Genomic DNA, 22708 nt, shown 5'->3' on the forward strand with positions numbered 1-22708 from the left:
TAATTGGCTTGGGCTGGTAGTACACCGTGCCTCGGCTGATATCCAGCAGTTTGGCCTGCCGACTGATGGGTAGTTTGTGGTCGCGGTCGATCATCGTTTTTCGCTCAGCAATCCCGCCTTGGTGAGCGCGCCTTCTAAAAAATCGTTTTCTAAAGTCAGCTCCCCGATTTTGGCGTGAAGCGTCTTCACATCCACCGGCGGCTCCTTGGATTCTCCTCCGTCAAACACATCTGCGGATCGCTCCAGAAGCTGTGTCTTCCACTGGGTGATCTGATTCGGGTGAACATCGAAACGTTCAGCCAGCTCTGCCATGGTCTGTTCGCCCTTGAGGGCCTCCAGTGCCACCTTGGCCTTGAATTGAGGTTTGTGATTGCGGCGAGGTCTTCTAGCCATTGTGATCTCCTGATATCGGGCAATACGATGCCCTAAGTCAGGCAGGCAATCCACTTATAGCGCTGTTCAGATTTCTGGGGCCACCTCTCTGAATCTTTTGACGTTCAGGATTTCAAGGCTGCAAACAAAGATCTGACTGACTGGGCCAATGACCTGAAAGATCTTGCCACCGATGCCACATTCCCCTGGTCATCCGTCGATAGCTCTAAGGTCGATTTCACTTCCCTTGGCGACGTGACCTCAAATGGTGTTCTTGAATTACAAAAATTCGAGCGTGCAATGGATCGGCTGGGCTCTGAGGAAAGAGCTGCACTACTTGAGCTACTTGGCGAGTACTCAGTAGGCGCGATAACTGTCGCTCGGAAGACCGGCATCCACTGGGCAGATGAGAAAACCTTACCTTGGCAAAGTCTGATTGCTGGTGGTGAGACATCCCACCGGATGCTAATTGAATTTGGTGACTTATATAGCAGACTGGAGACAGCTTGCCAGAACAACGGGATATCGGTTCCCGATGCGCTGCGCTTATCCGATACAGCACAGGAGCTGGCGCGACAAGGTGAGCTGCTTGAACGTCTCGAGGCCATCAATATACCCACAGGTAGCCTCAGGTCCGCGAAAGAGGCTATGGAGAGTGAGCTTGATCAACTAACGGAAGTATCCGGCAGGCGCTCTCTGCTTGATCGCATCAAAATCGATCTGGCACCTTCAGACCTGAAGAAGGCGCGAGAACACAGAAATAAAGTACTCGAGCATCAATGGTTGCTGGCAACGGCAGAAGGGGAGTCACTAACGGCTATTCGAGATGATCTGCGCTCTGGCCAGGAGGCACTGAAGCAGGCGTACTCACTGTTAAGTGACAATCAAACGCTGCCGTCGGCACGAACAGTGAAACAAACCCGGCGAGTGATCAGTGAGGCCGGGCTGCTTAAACGCATCTTCAAGCCCTATAAAGTCGCCGAAGCTCTCGCGTGTGAGTGGTTCGGATATGCGCCCAAAGAAGTCACCCATGAAACACTCATTGACGATCTTGGCGAACTTGAAGGCGCCGCCGCTCGCTGGGAGGCAACCCGTGTTGCGGAGCACCTCGAAACGCCGGTTTCTGGCACCGCCAAGACAGTCGTCGAGGGGCAGAGTGACTTCGATGCCTACATACAGCTGCTAAGTAGTTACGGGGTTACAGGCTCGAAGATCCATCTACTGCTGGTCACTCCGGTACTGGAAGATGTGGCGAGTTCGTTAGAGCAACTAGACCGCGTGCCCGGGGATTGGGCAGCTTATGAAGGCCGTAAATCCGCTCTTTCTGAGACACTGCAATGGATTCAGGCTAACGAACCGGTCCTCCAAGCGGCCGAAAGGACCTGTAGGGAAGAAAATCTACTGAAGGCTTCTCAGATTACGCAGATGTCCGAGGGCTGTAGAGCTGCCCAGGAGCATAAATCTCGTCTAGAGTCCCTGGTAAGCGAGCTGAACACCGGTGATATCGCTACGACGTGGGCGAGCCTTTCCGCGCTTACCGAGTTAATGCAAGTTGCCCTGAATAATGCCGATTCTCTGAACGAACGTATACTGCTGACGCCATACTCGGCGGAGGCGCAATCATTCAGTGCCATTGAAGAGGAGGCATCGATAGTAGCCTCCCTGGCAGCAAGGCTCGCGAGCGGAAAGGGGGAAATCGTCCCGGCAGAGAACTTCTCTACGATGCTGGGCTATCTTGAGCGACACCTTCAAGACCTCGACGGTTTCAATAAGCTAGTTCAAAGACGGCATATTTTTACGACCGCAGAGAACTACGGGCTGGGCAGCCTGCTTAGAGCACTTGAGCAATCAGATCAACTTGAAGATACCAGCGTGTTGGCGCCAGCGGCCTTATCCTATTTCCTGCGCACACGGGCCGAGGCGAAGTACGGGGATCAAATGCTCGAGTATTCCGGGCCTTCCCTAAAGTCTGCACGTCAGAAGTTACAGGAAGCAGACAGAGCATTGATCTCACTAGGGCCCGAGTCGATAACCGCAGCCGCTCTGGGTCAGGCCGATCCACCCGAAGGAGTGGGACACGGGCGCAAGTCAGACTATACCGAGATGGCGTTACTTCGGCATGAACTTCAAAAGAAACGTCGCATCCCGCCACGGAAACTTCTTAAGCGCGCGAGCGGTGCTTTGGCTTCACTGTTCCCCTGTTGGATGATGGTACCCAGTGCGGTTGCACAACACCTGCCTCGCGAGGAACTGTTCGACTTGGTGATCATCGATGAAGCGTCCCAGATGACACCTGAGACATCGATATCTGCACTGATGCGTGCGTCTCAGGCATTGATCTGTGGCGATACGAATCAGTTGCCGCCTACCAATTTCTTTCGGGGGCTTTCGGGAGAGGAGGAAGATGATGAAAATGTCACTACCGATGAAGAATCGATTCTGGAGCTTGCGAACACTCAATTCCATCCCAAGCATCGCTTGCGCTGGCACTATCGTTCACGTCACGAGGAGCTAATCAGCTTCTCGAATCACTACGTCTATGACAATGATCTGGTCATTTTTCCGTCCCCTGGGGGCGCTAGCGACCAAATGGGCGTGAGTTTGGTTCAGATCAATGGGACATTCAGCCGGGGCATCAATCCCGCTGAAGCACAGGTTATGGCTGATCACATAGTTGAGTTCATGCTGAATAACCCGCACCGATCACTGGGTGTGGTGGTGATGAACCAGTCACAGATGGAGCAACTGGATGGGTTGATGCTTCGCAAAGCGGAGCAAGATCCTGCTGTTGCTAAATACATCGATAGCTGGGCTGATAAAGATGCTGGTCTGGAAAAGTTCTTTGTCAAGAACCTGGAGAATGTTCAGGGCGATGAAAGGGATGTAATCTTTATTGGTACCGTTTATGGCCGGGATAGCCAGGGCCGCTTCTATCAGCGATTTGGTCCCCTAAACGGTGCGTCAGGAAAGCGGCGATTGAATGTATTATTCTCTCGAGCGAAAGAGCAGATTGTTACCTTTTCATCTATTCCCATGGATCAGTTCAACCCCAGTGATAATAATGAAGGGGCACGTCTGCTGAAGCTATGGCTTCAGTTTTCTCACAGCAAACGGCTCGGTGAAAATACCGCCCGCGACGAACGTCGTGGAATCCCAGATAGTCCTTTTGAAGAACATGTGATCGCGTCAGTTGAATCACTGGGGTTTGAAGCTGTACCTCAAGTTGGCGTATCAAACTACTTTATCGACATCGGAGTGAAGCATCCGAACTACCCGTTTGGATACCTATGCGGTGTCGAATGCGACGGAGCCGCCTATCACTCGTCAAAAGTTGCGCGCGACAGGGACAGGTTGCGAGAGGAAGTGTTACAGCGCTTAGGGTGGGAACTTTACCGTATATGGTCGACTGATTGGTTCAGAGATCCCCACGGCGAGCGACGGAAGCTTGGCGATTACCTGGAAACAATGCTCGCTATCAAGATCGCAAGTATGCCGGAGATTGTTGAGCCTGAAATTTCGGAAGTCGAAGAAGTCCCTATGGAGAACTCTGGCCTGATTCAGGCGGACGACAAAGAAATAAATGTGCCGGCAGCTGTCAATGAGGGAGATACCGAGCCTGAGCCAATACCCACGGCAATTACTACCGCTAACGACCGGAAAGGACCGATTACCCCAGGATCAAAAGTGAGAATCCGCTATCTGAACGGCCCCCGGGCCGGCGTAGAAGCACGGTTTTGGCTAACAGATCTCTCCGAAGAGCACATTGCCGAGGTGCCGGGTTACACAACCGTTAGACAAACAGCACCTATTTGCCAATCAATGTTCGGCGCGTATGAGGGTGATCTGGTCAGTTATGATCTGCAGAATAATGAAGTTGGAGTTGAAATACTGGAGGTTGAACTATGATGACTTCAAAAAAAAAGGAACTCTCTAGTGTCATGCGCATTATGAGCACAACGCTATACTCAGAGGCCTTTATGTGACCAGTAAGATAAAGTCATTGTCTGGATATTAGTTATTAGCTGATTGAATCGAGGAGAGCTATTCAGGGCGTACTGCAGCACCGATCTGGTATAGATTTTTAATGTCATCGGCGCTGAAGCCCATTTCGCCCAAAATGTCTTCGGTGTGTTGCCACGGGGTTGGCGGCGGTCCACCTGCCTTGGACGGAGTGTCGGAAAAGTCGATGCCGATACCAAACATATCAATGGCGCCGGTTCTTGAGTTGCCTTCACAGCGCACGACTAAACCTCGGTCCACAAATTCTTTATTGTCAAACAACTCCCGTGAGAAATTTTCTGCGGAGACTTCACAGGGCACTCCAGCGGCATCCAGTTGAGAAAACCAATTGTTCGCGGTGTCGGTTGCCCGTGATCACTGCAAATTCGCAAACAGTCTGAAGCATCTAAGTGCCGTGGGTCACTTGAAGTGGTCCACGGCGATCTCAGAATAGTTGGAATCCAGTGCACTTTGGTAGATGAATCCTTAACCTGTCATCAGCTACGTCAAAATCTCTATTTCGACATGTAAAACGGTGGGTTAGGCAATTTTTGAGCAGATTTTACGTTCTGGTTGCCAACCCTCGTTGAGGGTGCAATGGGGTGGCTTCAGTTTAGATGGTCACACTTAGTAGAATGTGCTGCCTATGCCGAACCACTCCACCCACCCCCCAAGGCGCGGTACAGGAAAACCCACTCCAGCAGGTTGGCCGTTTCCGCCTGTACCAGTTGATCCTCCGCGGACTGCAGTTCGCGCTCCGCGTCCAGCACCGCCAGAAAATCCGCGACACCGGCCGTGTACTGGCGTCGCGCAAGACGCACGACTTCAGCGCTGGTATCTGCCGCCCGGGCAAGGCGCTGGCGACGCTGGTGTGTCTCTCTGAACGCCACCAGTGCCGACTCCACTTCCGCCAGCGATTGCAGCACAACCTGCTCGTAGCGCAGAGCGGCCTCGTCATCACGCAAGCTCGCTGCCGCGATATTGGCGCGCAAGGCACCCCCGGCAAAGACAGGCCAGTCAAGTCGCGCGCCCAGGCCATGGTAGCCGCTGTCCGCGTCGAGCCAGTTATCGCTGTTACTGCTGGAAACACCCGTACCACCGGTCAGGGAAAAGCGGGGAAACAGCGCGGCGGTTGCTACGCCAACCTCAGCGGTTGCCGCGGCCATGGCGCGCTCCGCCGCCATGATATCGGGGCGCTGGCGCAGTATCTCCGATGGCAGGCCAAGGGGAATGCTTGCGGGCGGGGTGGGCATGGCTCCCGCTGCGATCAACTCACGATCGAGTTGCGCAGGCATCTGCCCGAGCAGCACGGCCAGGCGGTTGGCCACCGCGGCACTGGCAGAGCGCAGGGCGGGCAGCGCCGCTCGGGTGCGCTGCAACTGGGCTTCGGCGCGCTGCAAGTCAAACTCACTGACCAGCCCCGCGTCGAGCTGGCGCTGCACCAGATCCACCGTAGAGCCCTGCAGGGAAATGTTCTGGCGCATGATCGCCGTGCGCTTCTGCAGTCCCCGCAGTTCAAAGTAGCTGGAGGCCACCTCGGCCGCCACCGCCAGTTGGGCACCCCGTGCCAGCGCTGCACTTTGCCCGATGCGGGCGTCTGCGGCCTCTACCTGACGCCGGGTATAGCCGAACAGGTCGATTTCCCAGGCCATATTCAGCCCCAGCCGGTAGCCGTGCTGGTCCAGCGGCACACCGGGCAAAAACGCCAGGGGTTCCGGGCCGTTCTCGCTGAAGGAATCCCGGGTGGCCGAGGCCGAGCTATCAACCCCGGGGTAGAACCCGCCACTGACGGCGGCGCGCATGGCCTGCGCCTGCTGGACGCGCAGCCCGGCAATACGCAGGTCGTGGTTGGCAGTGAGCGCGCGCTCGACCAGGCCGGCCAGAACCGGGTCGTCAAAACGCTGCCACCACTGCTCATCCCTTGCGCCCGCTACGCCAGCGGCATCCTGCCACTGCTCCGGCGCAGCCGGTTCCGGGGCCTGGTAGGCCGGGCCTACGGTACAACCAGAGAGTATGGCCAACAGCAGTAGAATCGCCGAGTGCTGGCGGGGCAGTTTGGTGTCTTGAATCATATTAATGTCCTACCGCCACCTGCTGGCGGGGTCTGCGTAACAGCGGCGTCAACGCAAGCGCCCCCACAAAGCAGGCTCCCATCAGCAGATGGATGTCGTTGAATGTCATGACTATCGCCTCACGCGAGGCGATCTGCTGCGCAAGCTGTAGCGCCGGGAGGCCGTCGGCAATCGCGCCTGTCGCGGGCACATTCGCCGCAAAAGCCTGATACTCCGGCCGTGCCGGATTGATCCAGTCACTGAGGCGGGCCATGTGCAGCGCAAAGCGGCTGTCCAGCAGGGTATTGATCGCGGCCAGTCCGACGGCTCCCCCCATGTTCCGCGCCAGGTTGTACAGGCCGCTGGCGTTGCTCAGCTTGTCGGGAGGCAGGGTGCCGAGCGCTATGGTGTTGACGCTGATGATCATCCACACCAGTCCGACACCGCGAATCGCCTGCGGCCAGAACAGGGCATCGAACTCGGAATCAGCGTTAAAGCCGCTGGCACCGAGAAAGCCGGCACCGGCCAGTACGATCCCGCCGGTGAGTACCGCCCGCGGCCCAAAGCGCTCCGCCAGCTTGCCCGCCACCGGCGCACCCAGGAACATAAAGATCCCGGTCACGCTCATCACCGTCCCTATCTGCAGCGCGTTGAAGTCGTGAATGCGGGCCAGCAATAGCGGTATCACGTAGACCCCGCCAAACAGACCAAACCCCAGCACGGCGGCCAGCAGACAGCCCAGCGTGAAGTTGCGGTCGCGGAAGATGCAGAGATCGACAATGGGCTGGCGATAACTGAAGCAGCGCCACAGGAACAGGACGCCAGCGGAAATGGCGATCCCCGTCCATACGGTAATCACAGGTTCGTCGAACCAGTCATCGCGCGGCCCCTCGTCCAGGACGAATTCCAGCCCGCCCAGGAACAGCGCCATCAGTATCAGCCCCTGCACGTCAAAGCCCCGGGCGAGACGACTGTCACCGCGATCGAAGTCCGGCATGGAGGCGACCAGCATCACTACGATCAGGCCGGGGATGACGTTGACCGCAAACAGCCAGTGCCAGGAGAGCCATTCGGTGATGAAACCTCCGAGCGTCGGACCCACCGCGGGCGCGCAGGTCACGATCATGCCGACCGCCACGTTGGCCATCGGCTGGCGCGAGCGCGGGAAGACCAAATACACCGACGAGAATACACAGGGGATCATGCCGCCCCCGATGAAGCCCTGCAGCACGCGCAACACAATCAGCGATGGCAGCGACCAGGCGAAGGCGCAGGCCAGACTGGTCAGGGTGAAGCCGATGGCGGATACCACGAACAGGCGCCGGCTGCCCCACATGCGCGCCAGATAGCCAGACAGCGGAATCATCACCACTTCGGCGATCAGGTAACTTGTCTGGACCCAGCTGATCTCGTCGGGGCTGGCGGCCAGGCCGGCCTGAATCTCGTTCAGCGAACTGGCGACAATCTGGATGTCCAGGATGGCCAGGAACATACCGACCACCATGGCGATCCAGCCCGCCAGCATGCGCGGATCAATCGGCGCCGAGTCGACCTCTGCCGGTGAGGCAGCGCTTGCTACAGAGGCCATGTGCCGGCTCCGGCGACACGGTGCTCGCCGGACACTTCAGAGCGGGGCGTTTTACGGGTATCCACCGAGGCGATGACTGACATGCCCGGCCGCAGCAGACCCGCCAGCGGGCTGTCTGCAGGCACGCGAATACGCACCGGGATTCGCTGAACGATCTTGGTGAAATTCCCGGTGGCATTTTCCGGTGGCAGCAGGCTGAAGCGGGAGCCGGCCGCCGGTGAGAAGCTTTCCACAAAGCCCTCGATCGGCGTATCCGGATAGGCGTCTATCTCCAGTTCCACCGGCTGCCCCGCCGCCATGCTTTCAACCTGGGTCTCCTTGAAGTTGGCGGTGACATAAACCGACTGCAGCGGCACCAGGCTCAGCACCGGACTGCCGGGCTGGAGGTACTGACCAACCTGGACGTGACGGTTGCCCACCACACCGTCCATGGGGGCGCGCAGTACGGTATTGCCGAGGTCGATTTGCGCGAGTGTCAGCGCCGCCTCTGCTTCACTCAACTGTGCCTCGATTTCACTGCGGCGGGCGCTCAGGACCGCCATTTCACTGCGCCGAGCTGACAATCCCGCGCGGGCCGCGTTCACCGCGGACTCCGCCTGCTGAAAGGCCGCAACCGCAGACTCCAGTTGCTGGCGACTGGCGGCGCGGTCGTCCACCAGGTCGGCATAGCGTTGACTGTCGCTACGCGCGCGCGCCAGTTCCGCCTCTGCGCTGGCGACACCGGCGTCGGCCTCGCTGATCAATGCCTTCTGCAGTTCCACCTGGGTGGCGAGTGTATCCAGCGCCGCAGCGCGCGCCCGAAACTGGGCGCCGGCCTGTTGCTGGCGCGCCCGGTAGTCGTCTGCCACCAGGCGCAGCAAGGCATCACCCGCCTGGACCGGGGTGTTGTTCTCCACCAGAACCTCGGCGACATAGCCGGCAATGCGTGGCGCGATCACCGACATCTCGGCCTCGACGTAGGCGTTATCGGTGGATTGAATAAACCGGCTGTGGAACCACCAGTACGCCACCAGCAGCCCCGCCACCACCGCGAGGGTCATGAGAATCAGGGCCAGACTGCGGCCCGCCGATGGCTTGGTCATGTAAATCTCCTGCAAATCACCCGAACGGTACTGGTCAGTACCATCAATTGCGTTGCATGGTACTGACCAGTACCGTAAGGTGTCAAACGAAAATCGATGGCAGGAGAACCTTTCCCATGGCGCAAGCAAACACGGTTGACCCCTCGACCGCCGCGCCGACCCGGCGCGGGCAACAGCGGCGCCAGGCCGTACTGGACGCGGCACTGGCGCTGTTTCTGGAACAGGGTTTTGCCAACACATCGCTCGACAAAATCATCGAACGGGCGGGCGGATCCCGGCGCACGATCTACCAGACATTTGGCGGCAAAGAAGGGCTACTGGAGGCGGTGGTGACGGAAAGCTGCAGGGAAATCCTGTCGCAAATATCAGCGACAGAACTGGATTCCATGGCACCGGAAGCGGCGCTCACCCATATCGGCGAGCGCTTCCTGGCTGTTCTGATGCGGCCGGAGCGCAGTGCGCTTTTCCGGCTGGTGGTCGCCGAATCCACCCATGCCCCCGGACTGGGGCGACTGTTTATGGAGGCCGGCCCGGTCCGTGCCCAGGAACTGGTTTGCGATTATCTGGGCAATGCCGTGGCCGCGGGAAAACTGGTTATTGAGGACCTGACGGTCGCAGCGTCACAGTTCCTGGAAATGGTGAAAGGTGACCTGCACTTCCGGGCACTGTTTTACGGTGAGCTGGCCGATCCGGCGTATCAGCAGCGGCATGTGCGGTCCGCTGTGAACATCTTTCTCTCTGGCACACTATCCTAATAGAGGGTTGGCAACTAAAACGACTAATCTGCTCGAAATTACCTGGCGCATTGCTTCTAGTATAAAAATTAGTATTTTTAACACGATAGCTGCCATGTCCAGTCTCTTTTACTTCTTGTCCTTGCCACTTTCGCCCCGCTTTCTGGTCGATCGTGCGCTGGATAACTGCGCCTGTATGCCTTCCACGGCCTCCTTGAGCGAGCCCAGATCGTTACTGAGGTTGAACGCGGCCTGGTACGCCTCAAACTCGCGCTCGAGCTGCCGGTGTTCGTCCTTCGATGCAGCGAGATCCGCCTGCAAGGCCCGAACGCTGTCCCGTTCTGTGGCCAGCTCGCGCTCCATCGCTTGCCGTTCCCGGTGCTGCGCTTGCACCGTGGATCGCAGTTCCGCCGCGGCTTCTTTACTGTCCTGGTGGGTGCGTGACAGCTGGACCAGATCGTCCGCCAGGCGCGCCTCAGTCGTTTTAGCGTCTTGTCGCGCCTGATCCAGCAGCATGAGCAACCTGTTTTCCGCCTGCTCCGCCGTGGCCAGTAGCTCCTTGCGTTGTGCTGCGAGCGCCTGGGCGTGTTCCGTCAGCAGCCGGGTTCGTTCTTTTTCGTGCTGCTCGACCCGGGCACGCTGCTCGGTCTCATGGGCTTTTACCGCTGCCTCACGTTCTGCCTCAAGCTCTTTCACCCGGGCCAGCAGCTCTTCATTTTCTGTCGCCTGTTGCCGGGATCGCACCTGAAGTGCATCCAGCGCCCGCTCACGCTGGGCTAACACATCTGCCAGTCGCGCCTTCTCCTCCACCGTGGCAGTGAGTTCAGCCGCAGTGACCTTCAGCTCACGCTCTATGCCTGCAAGTCGAGGTCCGGCCAAGATTCATGTAAAAAGTTCCACGAAAGTATCTTAACTCTTTGATTTTATTGGAAACGCCAAATCTCGGGATTTCCGCCAAACGGCGTTATGCGGTCAATTATTGACCAGCTCAAGCTAGCCCTTCCCTCCCCTCTCTATTTTCGCCATAGTCACGCGGTTTTTGCGAGCAAACTATGGCTGCCATCCACGATACTGCATACCCCCGACTCAAATATAACCTGACCCAGAAAGAGATAGCCCGCGTCTACACGCCGATCGACGAGGAAATAGCCTGGCTTAGAAAGCGCCGATTCAAGGGCGAACAGTCGCTGACCTGCCTGGTTTACCTGAAGTCCTTTCAGCGGCTGGGCTACTTTCCAAAACCCGGCGACATCCCTGTGTCGGTGATTACCTACATTGCCGGATTTACACGGTTTCACCAACAGGACTACCAACGCCTACCTGCCGTGCCCAAGGCCACACAGAAACGGATCAAAGACGCCATTCGGCGGTTCTGTGGTGTAAAGCCCTTCACACTGAAGGTCCAGGGGCCCTGGATCAAATCGTTCGCGAAAGATATTGCCAGAACCAAAGAGAATGTCGTCGACATCATCAACGCCATGCTCGAAATGCTGGTAAAGGAATCCATTGAGCTCCCAGCCTTTTCGACGATGGAACGCATCGCGTTTACCGCGCGAGCTCACGCCAACAGAGTGTACTTCCGCGCCATTACGGAGGTGATCGATAAAGAAACCGACAACATTCTCGAGGCTCTATTACATACGAAAACGGACAGCGGAATCACCCATTGGCAGCTTCTGAAGAGCGAACCGAAGAAACCAAGCGTACAGGGACTCACTGATTTCACCGCGCATACCGCATGGATCAAAGGTCTACATGAGAAAGTCGGCCCACTGCCTGAAATCCCCGAGGAAAAGCGAGCTCAGTTTATCCTGGAGGCCAGAGCCTATACCGCGGATCGGATGAAGGCGATGCAGTCTACAAAGCGGAAGTCCCTGCTCGCCTTGCTGGTAAACGAGCAGCTCTACTGTTGCACCGACTTCCTCATTGATTTTTTCATCCGTGAAATCCGGAAAGCCCATAACAAGGCGCGCAAAGACCTCAAGAATTTTCAGGAAGGCTCTACTCAGGAGCAGGAAGACCTGATCTGCATGCTACGAGACGTTTCTATAGAGGTGGCAACGCAAGGGGAGCCAGCCACAGCCATGGCAAACATTTCCAGGGCCCTGGAGTACAATCCCAGCGAAGTTGAGGCGCGATGTAACAGGCTAGTTCTGCATGGATCCAATAACTACCACCAGTTCCTACCCAGGCGCTATACACGGCCACTGAGAAAGGCGCTTTTGGATTGCCTGGAGTTGCTCGAGATCGACCATACCGCCCGTGGTGGAAACTTGTTGAAATGCCTGAACGCGGTTGCCAGATTTCGCCGTGAAAAGGTGAAATCACTGGCCGTTTCCGCCGTCGGCTATGAAAGCAGCGATGAAGGATCCCTGGCCATCGACTGGATCAGCGATCAGTGGAATACAACGTTATTTACTGATCAAAGGCCCAATCGCATCAATCGATTCATGCATCACGGTATGTTCGAGCTTTGTGTGATGACCGAGATTGCCAAGCGCTTTGTGTCTGGCGATATATTCGTACAGAAGAGCACGAAGTATGATGATTACCGCCAGCACCTCGTGACCTGGGACGAGTATTACGAGCTTGTCTCAGAGTTCTGTGAAGAGGTCGGCCTCAGTGAGGATCCCAGCACCTTTGTCCGAGACCTGAAGCAGACTTTTACTGATACGGCCCAGGCGGTTGATGACAGTATTCCCGATGATAACTTCGTCGTACTAAATCGAGAGTCGATCTCCCTGAAAAAACGAAAAGCTGAGAAGGACAAGCGACAGACCAAGAAGGTAGACCAAGCATTACGCGACAACCTCCCCGAGGTCGATATCATTGACCTGTTGATTGAGACAATCGACTGGACCGAGATTGAGAAGCTATTTGGCCCTCTCTCCGGGCACCAGAGAAAGGTTAAGGACTACAAGAAGCGTCTGGTCGCGTCATTATTGTGCTTCGGCTGCAACCTGGGTCCGTCCCAGACCGCACGCTCCATCAAATCCCTGACTCGGAAGCAGATTGCCTACCTTAATCTGTCTCACGTTCGTGAGAAGGACCTGATCAAGGCGACCGAGAAAATCATCAATACCTACAATGAGTATGACCTGCCGAAATTTTGGGGAACCGGGGAGAACGCCTCGGTAGACGGCACCCGCTTTGATATGTATGAACAAAATCTGCTCTCTGAATACCATCTCCGATATGCGTCCTACGGCGGTATCGGATACTACCTAGTCAGCGATAAGTACATTGCCCTGTTCAGCCGCTTCATTCCCTGTGGGGTTCGGGAGGCTATGCACCTGATTGATGCGATCATCGAAAATGAATCCGATATCCAGCCCGACAAGGTACAGGGCGATACCCATGCAGAGAGCACCATTGTGTTCGGACTAGCCCATTTGCTGGGGATCAAACTGATGCCCCGTATCAGCAACATCAACTCGTTGCTCTTCTTCAAGCCGGATCGGCGCAAACGCTATAAGCATATTGACGAGCTTTTCTCGGAGGGTATCAACTACCAGCTCATCCGCGACAACTACCGGGATATGCTGCGCATTGCCATTTCAATTAAGGAAGGGAAAGTCTCCGCCTCCACGATTGCCCGCCGGCTGGGATCTCGAGGCATACGAAATTCGCTCTACTTTGCCTTTCGGGAGCTTGGTCGGGTCGTCAGGACACAATTCCTGTTAGAGTACATTTGCGATATCGAGATGCGGGAAACAATCCACGCCTCCACTTGTAAGAGCGAGGAATTTAACGACTTCATCCAGTGGGTGTTTTTCTTCAACCGGGGCATGATTCAGGAGAACTTACGAGCAGAGCAGGAGAAAATGATCCGCTATAGTCACCTCGTGGCCAACCAGGTGATCCTCTACAACGTCAACGCAATGACCAAAGCCTTACGTGATTTGAAGAAGGATGGACTGGCTGTGACGCCGGAGGCTCTGAGGGGCCTGTCACCCTACCGGACCGAGCACATCAATTTGCTGGGTGACTATACCATCGATACTTCGAGGCGTACTGGGAAGCGATATACCCAACTTTAAAGCGAGTATCTGGTCAAGATTTGAGCAAACCGGAACTTTTTACATGAATCTTGGCCGGACCTCATACCGGGGTTTCACAACTGGGCCAAAAGCGTGCTCAGCAATTCTACGTTGCCGGCGTTAATGCCGCCGATCCGCAGACCATTGGTCAGCGTAATGTGCAAACCCTCCGGAGCGACTGCGCCGCTCCGGGGCACTACGCGGGTAAAACCACTGGCCGGTGGCGTGGCTGCTGACGGTCGCAGCTTGCCAGCCCAATAGAGGAACTGCCCGTAGGGCAGTGCGTTATCTCTGCAGAACCGCTTGGCGGACAGGCCCGACGCCTGGCAGGCCTCGACATGTGGGCGCCAGTAGTCTTCGCGTTGTTCGTTGTCGGCAGACATGGTCATGCTCCTGTGAAAAAACACGGAAGCATGCTCCGGCGTCACCGCCCTGGGTGGAAGGGGGCGGATGCAGGGGCGCTTACTATTATCAGGTTGATGACCTGCCAAGTGATCGTCCCAGTCGGACACGACGCTCCGATATTGTCGCCAGCTCACTTCGGAAGGACGACGGCCACTACGTATTTTCCTATATAGCTAAAGCCCAGGTTAGTAACCCCGATCCTACGACTGACGAGCAGGTGTACATGTTTTCGGCGGAAGTCCGCTTCAGGGACACTGACCCCAATGTGGGCGAAGGACAATACTGGACAAACCGGAAATACAGCTCAGGGCATAATGCGGCAGGTGAGATCAGGTTGATCAGGACTGAAGGCGTTCAGCGCTAGTTGCGAAGGTCTTTGGCAAACTATGATAGGCTAAAAGTGTCTACGAGACCGTGGGAAGTCCACTGTTGCCCGATCAGCACAAGCGTTCGCGGCGCTGCCACTGAAGTGGCCGTGGGCAACCTTGATAAGCCTTCGGTGGTTGCATCAAGCCTCATCCAAACGCTGCCCTGGAGGGAGCGAAAGGCACAATTCATCATCCAGGCTGAGGACGGTGTGATGGATCAAGTGCTGGTTCGTATCATCCCGCTGATCGGGGCAGATAGCGTGATCGAGAAGTTCATTGATTGACCGATGAGTTTGGCAAGGGCTTCGATGTCCGCAACTTGCGTAATGTGCGCGCCTTCTATCAGGTCTTGCCAAACTGGAACGCACCGGGTACCGAATTGAGCTGGACGCGCTATCCAGCTCAGCTCCTTGTGGAGGCAGCCGCTTCTTGATTGGCAGATGTGTGTGAAAAATGGTCAAAATTGCTAATCTATGGCCGTAGGAAAACATGCAGGCGCGATCCAGATAACTGATCGCGTGTGACTACCCGCATATGACGTGAGTGTCTCCTATGTGGCCCGGGTGCGGGCCCGGCAACGTCGAGGCGATTTGAAGGCCGTGGCCCTGCGCATTTCTTCCCACTGGTCCACTCCACCCTTGACGATCTGTACACGGTCCAGGTTGGCACCTTCCGGCTCCTTGAGGGCGTGCACCATGAAAGGTGGGGCGCCTGCAGATGATCCCAGCGTAAGGTGGATACGGCGTAGCCTCATCCACCATCCTCACCGCGAAGCAGAGTATCTATGCTCCGGTTTCAGCCTGTAGACCGTCATCCGACGCGCCCAGCATTCGCAACATCAGGCAGGCGGTACTGCGACTGGCCTGATCCACATCCACGGAAGAATTGAGTGCCGTGCGCAGTCCCAGGCCAACAAAACAGGCCATCATGATATCGACATAGGCTTCGAGACCACCTGGCGGGATATCGGGTTGCGCGAGAACGGCCAGGCGACGCACGCCGTCCTGGAAAAATGTCGTCAGCGTTTCCAGTTTCTCAGCGACTGAAGCATTCCGCACCGCTTCCGCCAGTATTTCATACGAGAGGCTGCTGTCATCCAGCGCCAGAGAACTCTCGCTGATGGTTTTGAACGCTTCAAAAATACTGCAGCTACCGCATTCCACAGCTTCGAAAATCGCATCCATCTGCGCGAGTCGCATATGCACATTCTGCTCGACGATGGCGAGAACGATATCGGACTTGGAATCGAAATGTCGGTATATCTGGCCCATGCTGACCGATGCTTCCGCTGCCAGTTCGGCAGTCGTGGTGGGGTGGAATCCCTTCGCTCCGAAAAGCAGGCGGGCAGCATTGATGATCCGCTCCCTCGGGGGCTGGTCGGGAACGGCTTTTTTTGATGTCTTAACCATTGCTGGGCTTCCCTTCGGGCCTCCACCTTCGTGATATTCTTTTCATCTGCACATGCATTATCCTGACTTCCTCCCCGTCCTGAACGATAGGGCTTGCCGCATACCGGGTCAATGCCAGGACAATTGTGAGCATGTTGTGGCGCTATTGCCAGTTTCACCCGTCCCTCGCGGCAAATCCGGTTGGATCGCCTCGATCCGGAGCCGGGTCGACAGTCTAATACATGGACCCGAGCCCGCCGCCCAGAGCGCGATACAGTTCGACCGCGTTGGCTTCGCGGATAGCGCGCGCGGTCAGCAGGCTTCGCTCGGCATTATAAAGTGTGCGCTGTGAGTCGAGGGTCGTGAGGAAAGAATCAATGCCCGCAAGGAATCGTTCTTCCGACAGCCGATACGCACCCCTCGCGGCATCATGCAGTGACGTCTGGGCCTCGAGCTGTGCGTCGATCGTCCGGCGGCGTGCCAATGCGTCAGCGACTTCCCGGAATCCCGTCTGGATGGCGTGTTCATAGCGGGCAAGCATGGCGTCATACGTTGCTTCGGAGTAGCGAAGATTGGCGCGGTTGCGTCCGAAATTGAAGATGGGAACCGATATCGCCGGTGCGGCCGACCAGTAATCGCTGCCACTGTCGAACAGCCCGGAGAAGTCGGGACTCATGGTGCCGAAGGCGGTGGTGAGTGAAAGAGTTGGGAAGTAGGCGGCGCGCGCGGCTCCAATATTCGCATTCGCCGCCCGAAGCTGGTGTTCCGCCGCGACGATATCGGGACGCCGGAGCAATGTCTCCGAGGGCAGGTTTTGGGGAAGCATGGCGAGAGTTGCCCCGGTGTCAGGCAGACTCTCGGGGAGCAGTTCGGTACCGACCGTGGTGCCGACAAGAAGGTTGAGTGCGTTGCGAGCCTGGTTGACCCGAGTGATGCCCTCGGCGATATCCGCGCGTGCCTGGTCGAAGCTGGTCTCGGCCTGTCGCACATCGAGTTTGGAGGCGATCCCCGCGGCCAGGCGCGCCCTGGTGAGGGCGAGGGTCTGGTCGAAAGCCCGCTTGTTGTCGAGCGCAATGCGGAGCTGCTCCTGATCGGCGGCCAGGGTGAGCCAGGCGGTTGCCACCTCGGCGATCAGTGCGACCTGTACGGCATTCCGGTTTTCCACGGAGGTCAGATACTGCTCGAGGGCGGCGTCACTGAGATTTTTGATCCGACCGAACAGATCGGTCTCCCACGCCGAGACACCGATCCTGGCAGTATAGATGTCGTTACGGCCACCCCCGGAGGTCGTATCTCCCACATCAGGCGCGACGCCGCCCGGCAAGTCCTCATAGCTTGCACGGCCGTCCACTCCTAGCGTCGGAAACAAGTCCGATCGCTGCACGCGATACAAGGCGTGGGCTTGAGCCACATTGGCCAGAGCGACTCGCAGATCGCGGTTGTTGTCGAGCGCGAGTTGCATGACATCGCGCAACCGGGGTTCGGTGAAGTATTGCTCCCAGTCGAGCTCGGCGGGGTTGATCGCCGAAGTGCCGAAATTGCCGCCCTGCACCGACAGCATCTCGGGAACGGGCAGGGCTGGGTGCGCAGTCTTCGGGGCCATGTTGCAGCCACCGAGGACACCGAAAGCAACGGCAAGAAATATTGGCTTGAGCTTCATGATTTAGGTCTCACTCTGTGTCGCTGTGGGGGGCGATAGTGTGCCGCCATGTTCCTACGTGTTTTCGATAGCGCGATCCTGACGAAAGAGGCGTTTTACCAGATAGTAGAACATCGGTATAAAGAATATTGCGAGCAATGTGGCGGTGAACATCCCGCCCACCACGCTGCGGCCAATGGCATTCTGTCCCCCGGAACCCGCACCCGTGGAGATCGCGAGCGGCAGCACACCAAAGCCAAAGGCAAAGGATGTCATCAGGATGGGGCGCAGACGAAGCTTGGCTGCTTCATAGGCAGCGGTCGCCGCATCAAGCCCCGAACGCATCTTCTCCTCTGCAAACTCGACGATCAGGATCGCGTTCTTGGAGGCGACACCGACGGTGGTGATCAGCCCGACCTGCAGATAAATGTCGTTGTTGAGGCCGGTCAGCCAGGCCGCGAGCAGGGCGCCGATCGCGCCGATCGGCGCCGCAAGGATGACGGCCATCGGTACCGACCAGCTTTCGTAGAGCGCCGCGAGCGCAAGGAAGATGATCAGCACCGACAGTGCATAGAGGGCGGGCGCCTGGCCGCTGGAAAGGCGCTCCTCGTAAGAGGCGCCGCTCCATTCGAGACCGACGCCTTCGGGAAGATCTTCGGCCAGAGCCTCCATGCGGGCCATGGCGGCGCCGCTACTGTAGCCTGGCGCCGGGGCACCGAGAATCTCGATGGCGGGCCGGCCGTTGTAGCGCTCGAGGCGGGCGGGGCCAAAGCCCCAGTCCGTGTCGGCGATGGCGGAAAGCGGCGCCATTTCGCCGGACGCTCCGCGGACATACAGATTGCCGATATCTTCCGGGTTGTCGCGGAATTCGGCGGTGGCCTGGAGCATGACCTTCTTCACCCGGCCCCGGTCGAGGAAATCGTTGACGTAGCTGCCGCCGAGCGCGGTGGAGAGCGTGTCATTGATATCCCCATGGTTGAGACCGAGCGCACCGGCACGGGCCTGATCCACTTTGACCCGGAGCTGGGAGACGTCTTCCACGCCGCTGGCGCGAACCTGGCTGAGGGTCTCGTCCTTGTGGGCCAGCTCGAGCAATTGGTCGCGAGCGGCGATCAGCCGGTTGTGACCGATACCGCCGGTATCGATGAGCTGCAGATTGAAGCCGGTGGCATTCCCCAGTTCGAGAACGGCGGGCGGAATGAACGAGACCGCGCTGCCGCCGGGCAATTGAGCCAATACCCGGTTGGCGCGTTCAGCGATCGCGGCCGAACTGTTTGCCCTGCCAGGCCGTTCGCTCCAGTCCCGCAATTTCAGGAACGCGGCGCCGACATTCTGGGCCTGGCCGGTTCCGTCAAAGCCGCTGACGCTGAACACATAGGCGACATTGGCCGACTCCTCGACCAGAAACTGGTGTTCGAGCTGGGTCATAACGTTGACGGTCTGCTCCATGGTGGAGCCGGGCGGCAGAATGGACTGGGCCATCATCATGCCCTGGTCCTCATCCGGCAGAAAGCCTCCCGGCAGACGGGCGAACAGCACACCCAGAACGCCGATCACCAGTGCGTAGACCAGCAGCGAGCGTCCCCAGTTGCGGTTCACCCGCAACACACCTGAGCCGTAGCGTTTGACGCCGCGATCGAAGCTGCGGTTGAACCAGCCGAAAAAGCCCTTGCGCTGTTGATGGGTTCCGTTGGCGGGTTTGAGAAAGGATGCGCACAGGGATGGCGTCAGGATCAACGCGACCAATACCGACAGCGTCATGGCCACCACGATGGTGATCGAGAATTGCCGGTAGATGATACCCGCCGAGCCACCGAAGAAGGCCATGGGCAGGAAAACCGCCGAAATTACTACGCCGATGCCAACCAGGGCTCCACCCAGTTCATCCATGGAGCGTCGGGCGGCTTCCAGCGGCGTCAGACCTTTCTCCTGAATCAGGCGTTCGACATTCTCCACCACCACGATGGCATCATCGACCAGCAGGCCGATGGCCAGCACCATACCGAACAGGGTCAGGCTGTTGATGGAAAATCCCAATGTGTACAGAACGGCGAAGGTGCCCAGCAGCACCACGGGTACCGCAATGGTGGGAATCAGGGTTGCTCGCCAGTTCTGCAGAAACAGAAACATCACCAGGAAGACAAGCACGATGGCCTCGAGCAATGTAAAGACAACCTGCTGCACCGAGAGTTCGACGAAGGGAGTTATATCGTAGGGGTAGACCAGCTTGATATCGGCGGGAAGCTGTTTCGACAGCCGCTCGATCTCGTCCTTGACGGCCCCGATCGTATCTAGGGCATTGGCGCCCGACGCCAGCGTGACGGTCATGCCGACCGCCGGCATGCCATTGAGACGGGCATCGAAATTGTAGATTTCGCCGCCGATTTCCACCTCGGCGACATCGCGCAGGCGAACGGTCGACCCATCCGGCTCGCTTCTGAGCAGAATCTCGCGGAACTGTTCGGGGGCTTCCAGGCGCGATTGCGCCGACACCGTGACGTTGAGCGCCTGGCCCGGCGTTGTCGGCAGGCTGCCGATTTCACCAGCCGATACCTGAGCATTCTGATCGCGGATGGCGGCTTTGATATCGCCGAAGGTGAGGTTGAGATTGCCGAGCTTGATCGGGTCCACCCACACGCGCATCGCATACTGCGTGCCGATGATCTGGGTGCTGCCTACCCCGGTGATGCGACCGATCGGATCCTGTAGCATCGAGGCGGTGATATCGCCGAGATCGACCTGGTCATGGCTTCCATCTTCGGAGTAGAGCGAGAGAATCAAGGCGATGGCCGCCGAGGATTTTTCGACCGTCACCCCTTGTTGCTGGACTTCCTGCGGCAGCAACGGCATCGCCTGCTGCACTTTGTTTTGAACTTGAACCTGGGCGGTATCGGGGTCGGTACCCTGCTCGAAGGTCAACAGTATGGAAAGGTTGCCGGCCGAATCGCTGTTCGACCTGAAGTAGCGCAGGTTGTCGATACCCTTGAGCTGCTGTTCGATGACCGCCGTCGTGGAGTCGCTGAGCGTCGTCGCATCGGCGCCGGGATAGAGAGTGCGGATCTCGATCGCGGGCGGTGCGATACTGGGAAACTGGGCAATGGGAAGCGCTCGGATGGCAAGCACGCCGGCCAGCATCGCGATGATGGCAAGAACCCAGGCAAAGATCGGACGATCAATGAAGAAACGGGACATCGTCGCTTACTCCCCCGGATTCGTTGTGGATACTTGGGGACTCGCCGGCTGGGATGATGGGGCCCAGGGTTTGGATGTCACCAGGGCGCCCGAGCTTGCGCGGTGGCGCCCTTCGACAATTAGCTGATCTCCTGGGTGCAAGCCCTCCGTCACCATCCAGCGGTTACCGATGGCCCGCTCCGCGGTAACGAAACGCTGCTCCACCTTGCCCTCTGCATCGACGATCAGAGCGACGGCGCGGCCGCGCACGTCGCGGGTGATCCCCTGCTGGGGCGCGAGTATGGCTTGCTGCCGCACGCCATCGGACAGACGTGCACGCACATACATGCCCGGCAGGAGCATGTCATCGGGATTGGCAAAGGAGGCTCGCAGCGTGACGGCACCGGTCGTGGGATTGACGGAGATTTCGGAAAACTGCAGCTGGCCCTCGATGGGATAAACGTTGCCGTTGGGAAGCAGCAGTTCGACGGGGACGCTGTCGCTATCGTGGATCAGGTCTCCCGCCAGCATGGCCTCCCGGAGGTCGAGAGTCTCCGCGGCCGACTGCATCACGTCGACATGCACGACATCCGTGCGCTGGATGGTGGCCAGCGGCTGCGCCTGCCCAGCCTGAACCAGGGCGCCGGGTGTGACGAGTGAACGGCCGATACGTCCGGAAATAGGTGCCCGGATGCGGGTGAAACCGAGATCGACCTTGGCGGCGTGAATGGCCGCTTGCTGTACCTCGACCTCGGCGCTTGCCTGATCGGCGGCCGCCTGGGCATTGTCGGCATCCTGACGGCTGGCGGCCTTGAGGCTGGCCAGTTCCTGGTAGCGTTCCGCCTGCAGCCGTGTGGCATTGATCGACGCTTCTGCACGGGTAAGCGCAGCCTGCGCGCTTCGAAGCGCCGCGCGATAGGGGGCATCCTCGATCTCGTAGAGCAGCTGTCCGGCCTCGACGATCGAGCCCTCCTCGAACAAGCGATGACGGATGATGCCGTTCACCTGCGGACGCACCTCGGATGTCTCGGCGGCCACGACACGGCCCGGAAGCTCGCTGCTCAGGACGGCGGTCTCGTTGTGCAGCGTTACCACGCCTACTTCGGGAGGCGGGGGGGCGGCGGACGGCTCGGGTGTTCCACAACCGGAAAGCCAGAGCGATGGGACAAGTATCACTAAACCTGCGAGGGTTTTGGCCGAAGACATTGGGTTACCTGCTACTGGGGACGGCTAGGAATGAGCGCTCACTCCCATTTGAGACGACTCTAAACAATCCATTTCTGGGTGTCAAGTGAGAGCAGCCATACGGCAGGAGCGGCGCGGGACCTCGCAGTGCCGTCGCGCACCAGATGCCGAGGTACGGGGCATGGTCATTACCTATGGGAGATCTTCGCGTGTTGGAGACATGGGTTCGTAAACAAAAGTGAGCTGGAATGCGTCGGAAAAAGCTATACTGGGGTCCTAGGGATTTTGCCTCCAAATATTGCAAAAACCGCTGCAGGCCGCGCCAGCCTTGGTTTCTGGGGTTTCTGGGGTTTCTGGGGTTTCTGGAGGCCCATTACTTATCGATTGTCAGCCGGTGGCCTTCAACCGATGCCATTTAATCCTCAAGTTTTTTCGCAATCCACCTGTCGGTGCGAATGTGTATCTACCCCGGAGGTTGATAGTCTCCCAGGCCACTGGTGAGGCCCGCTTTACTGTTTCCAGAGACATTGCATCGCCATAACCCTCAAAGCTGTCCAGCAGATTACTGAGCACTTTTGAGTTGAAGTAGATCATGGCATTTGCCACCAGTCTGGCACTTTCGTTCCAGATCTGGATTTCCTCATCGCTATTACCCCGGAATCGGTCGCTATTGACGTGGCTAATAG

The 22708-nt window shown here is 57.8% G+C and carries 17 protein-coding genes and 1 pseudogene; 5 read left to right on the forward strand and 13 right to left on the reverse strand.

All coding sequences use genetic code 11. The features are described from left to right. Positions 1–393: pseudogene (locus G533_RS0117850) on the reverse strand (transposase); the annotation flags it as partial. 279 nt (positions 394–672) lie between these two features. On the opposite strand from G533_RS0117850, the gene G533_RS23725 reads away from it, so the two are divergent. After that, positions 673–4278: a PDDEXK-like endonuclease domain-containing protein gene (locus tag G533_RS23725; protein WP_027951111.1), complete on the forward strand. Its 3606-nt coding sequence runs from the start codon at positions 673–675 to the stop codon at positions 4276–4278. A gap of 135 nt (positions 4279–4413) precedes the next feature. On the opposite strand, the gene G533_RS0117860 is transcribed toward G533_RS23725, so the two are convergent. The 4 genes from G533_RS0117860 to G533_RS22775 form a co-directional block, all read right to left on the reverse strand. Continuing rightward, positions 4414–4692 carry a hypothetical protein gene (locus tag G533_RS0117860; RefSeq protein WP_027951112.1) on the reverse strand — a complete coding sequence of 93 codons (279 nt, stop codon included), beginning with the start codon at positions 4690–4692 and terminating at the stop codon, positions 4414–4416. Between the two features lie 323 nt (positions 4693–5015). Continuing rightward, positions 5016–6443, reverse strand: coding sequence for an efflux transporter outer membrane subunit (locus tag G533_RS0117865; protein WP_051230637.1), 1428 nt, complete (start codon positions 6441–6443; stop codon positions 5016–5018). Position 6444: 1 nt separating this feature from the next. After that, positions 6445–8010 (reverse strand): DHA2 family efflux MFS transporter permease subunit, encoded by a 1566-nt coding sequence (locus G533_RS0117870; RefSeq protein WP_027951114.1) that lies wholly within the window; start codon positions 8008–8010, stop codon positions 6445–6447. After that, positions 7998–9092 (reverse strand): HlyD family secretion protein, encoded by a 1095-nt coding sequence (locus G533_RS22775; protein ID WP_051230639.1) that lies wholly within the window; start codon positions 9090–9092, stop codon positions 7998–8000. Before G533_RS22775 ends, G533_RS0117870 begins: the two co-directional genes overlap by 13 nt. A 116-nt stretch (positions 9093–9208) precedes the next feature. Between G533_RS22775 and G533_RS24600 the strand changes: the two genes are divergently transcribed. Further along, complete coding sequence (locus G533_RS24600) at positions 9209–9847, forward strand: TetR/AcrR family transcriptional regulator (protein WP_027951115.1); 639 nt, start codon at positions 9209–9211, stop codon at positions 9845–9847. A 108-nt stretch (positions 9848–9955) separates the two neighbouring features. On the opposite strand, the gene G533_RS0117885 is transcribed toward G533_RS24600, so the two are convergent. Further along, on the reverse strand, positions 9956–10705 hold the full coding sequence (locus tag G533_RS0117885; RefSeq protein WP_027951116.1) for a coiled-coil domain-containing protein: 750 nt from the start codon (positions 10703–10705) through the stop codon (positions 9956–9958). A 173-nt stretch (positions 10706–10878) separates the two neighbouring features. Between G533_RS0117885 and G533_RS0117890 the strand changes: the two genes are divergently transcribed. Then, on the forward strand, positions 10879–13866 hold the full coding sequence (locus G533_RS0117890; RefSeq protein WP_027951117.1) for a Tn3 family transposase: 2988 nt from the start codon (positions 10879–10881) through the stop codon (positions 13864–13866). A 74-nt stretch (positions 13867–13940) separates the two neighbouring features. Here the strand turns inward: G533_RS0117890 and tnpA are convergent, their stop codons facing one another. Beyond that, the gene (tnpA, locus tag G533_RS0117895) at positions 13941–14249 is read right to left on the reverse strand and encodes an IS66 family insertion sequence element accessory protein TnpA (protein ID WP_027951118.1); all 309 of its coding nucleotides are present in this window, start codon (positions 14247–14249) and stop codon (positions 13941–13943) included. Positions 14250–14746: 497 nt separating this feature from the next. Between tnpA and G533_RS22780 the strand changes: the two genes are divergently transcribed. Together G533_RS22780 and G533_RS24605 are read left to right on the forward strand one after the other, a co-directional pair. Next, positions 14747–14923, forward strand: a complete 177-nt coding sequence (locus G533_RS22780) for a hypothetical protein (protein ID WP_205622657.1) — start codon at positions 14747–14749, stop codon at positions 14921–14923. Beyond that, entirely contained in the window at positions 14920–15072 is a 153-nt protein-coding gene (locus tag G533_RS24605) for a DUF1016 N-terminal domain-containing protein (RefSeq protein ID WP_144079944.1), read from the forward strand. Before G533_RS22780 ends, G533_RS24605 begins: the two co-directional genes overlap by 4 nt. Before the next feature lie 117 nt (positions 15073–15189). Here the strand turns inward: G533_RS24605 and G533_RS24610 are convergent, their stop codons facing one another. The 6 genes from G533_RS24610 to G533_RS24175 form a co-directional block, all read right to left on the reverse strand. Beyond that, entirely contained in the window at positions 15190–15393 is a 204-nt protein-coding gene (locus tag G533_RS24610; protein ID WP_144079945.1) for a DUF3604 domain-containing protein, read from the reverse strand. Between the two features lie 28 nt (positions 15394–15421). Continuing rightward, positions 15422–16048 (reverse strand): TetR/AcrR family transcriptional regulator, encoded by a 627-nt coding sequence (locus G533_RS0117910; protein ID WP_027951119.1) that lies wholly within the window; start codon positions 16046–16048, stop codon positions 15422–15424. 214 nt (positions 16049–16262) lie between these two features. Beyond that, on the reverse strand, positions 16263–17687 hold the full coding sequence (locus G533_RS0117915; protein ID WP_027951120.1) for an efflux transporter outer membrane subunit: 1425 nt from the start codon (positions 17685–17687) through the stop codon (positions 16263–16265). A 54-nt stretch (positions 17688–17741) separates the two neighbouring features. Continuing rightward, positions 17742–20858 (reverse strand): efflux RND transporter permease subunit, encoded by a 3117-nt coding sequence (locus G533_RS0117920; protein ID WP_027951121.1) that lies wholly within the window; start codon positions 20856–20858, stop codon positions 17742–17744. Positions 20859–20864: 6 nt separating this feature from the next. Then, positions 20865–22013 carry an efflux RND transporter periplasmic adaptor subunit gene (locus G533_RS0117925; RefSeq protein WP_205622658.1) on the reverse strand — a complete coding sequence of 383 codons (1149 nt, stop codon included), beginning with the start codon at positions 22011–22013 and terminating at the stop codon, positions 20865–20867. A 396-nt stretch (positions 22014–22409) separates the two neighbouring features. Continuing rightward, on the reverse strand, positions 22410–22708 hold a 299-nt coding region (locus G533_RS24175; RefSeq protein ID WP_027951123.1), incomplete at its 5' end, for a Tn3 family transposase.

The sequence above is a fragment of the Haliea salexigens DSM 19537 genome (assembly GCF_000423125.1).
GTDB classification, from domain to species: domain Bacteria; phylum Pseudomonadota; class Gammaproteobacteria; order Pseudomonadales; family Halieaceae; genus Haliea; species Haliea salexigens.

What these genes read in the sequence shown, in the direction of transcription:
- G533_RS23725 (WP_027951111.1), top strand. Translation starts at nt 673, where the DNA reads ATGGATCGGCTGGGCTCTGAGGAAAGAGCTGCACTACTTGAGCTACTT.
- G533_RS0117870 (WP_027951114.1), bottom strand. Translation starts at nt 8,010, where the DNA reads ATGGCCTCTGTAGCAAGCGCTGCCTCACCGGCAGAGGTCGACTCGGCG.
- G533_RS0117920 (WP_027951121.1), bottom strand. Translation starts at nt 20,858, where the DNA reads ATGTCCCGTTTCTTCATTGATCGTCCGATCTTTGCCTGGGTTCTTGCC.
- G533_RS24600 (WP_027951115.1), top strand. Translation starts at nt 9,209, where the DNA reads ATGGCGCAAGCAAACACGGTTGACCCCTCGACCGCCGCGCCGACCCGG.
- tnpA (WP_027951118.1), bottom strand. Translation starts at nt 14,249, where the DNA reads ATGTCTGCCGACAACGAACAACGCGAAGACTACTGGCGCCCACATGTC.
- G533_RS22775 (WP_051230639.1), bottom strand. Translation starts at nt 9,092, where the DNA reads ATGACCAAGCCATCGGCGGGCCGCAGTCTGGCCCTGATTCTCATGACC.
- G533_RS0117865 (WP_051230637.1), bottom strand. Translation starts at nt 6,443, where the DNA reads ATGATTCAAGACACCAAACTGCCCCGCCAGCACTCGGCGATTCTACTG.
- G533_RS24610 (WP_144079945.1), bottom strand. Translation starts at nt 15,393, where the DNA reads ATGAGGCTACGCCGTATCCACCTTACGCTGGGATCATCTGCAGGCGCC.
- G533_RS0117910 (WP_027951119.1), bottom strand. Translation starts at nt 16,048, where the DNA reads ATGGTTAAGACATCAAAAAAAGCCGTTCCCGACCAGCCCCCGAGGGAG.
- G533_RS0117890 (WP_027951117.1), top strand. Translation starts at nt 10,879, where the DNA reads ATGGCTGCCATCCACGATACTGCATACCCCCGACTCAAATATAACCTG.
- G533_RS0117915 (WP_027951120.1), bottom strand. Translation starts at nt 17,687, where the DNA reads ATGAAGCTCAAGCCAATATTTCTTGCCGTTGCTTTCGGTGTCCTCGGT.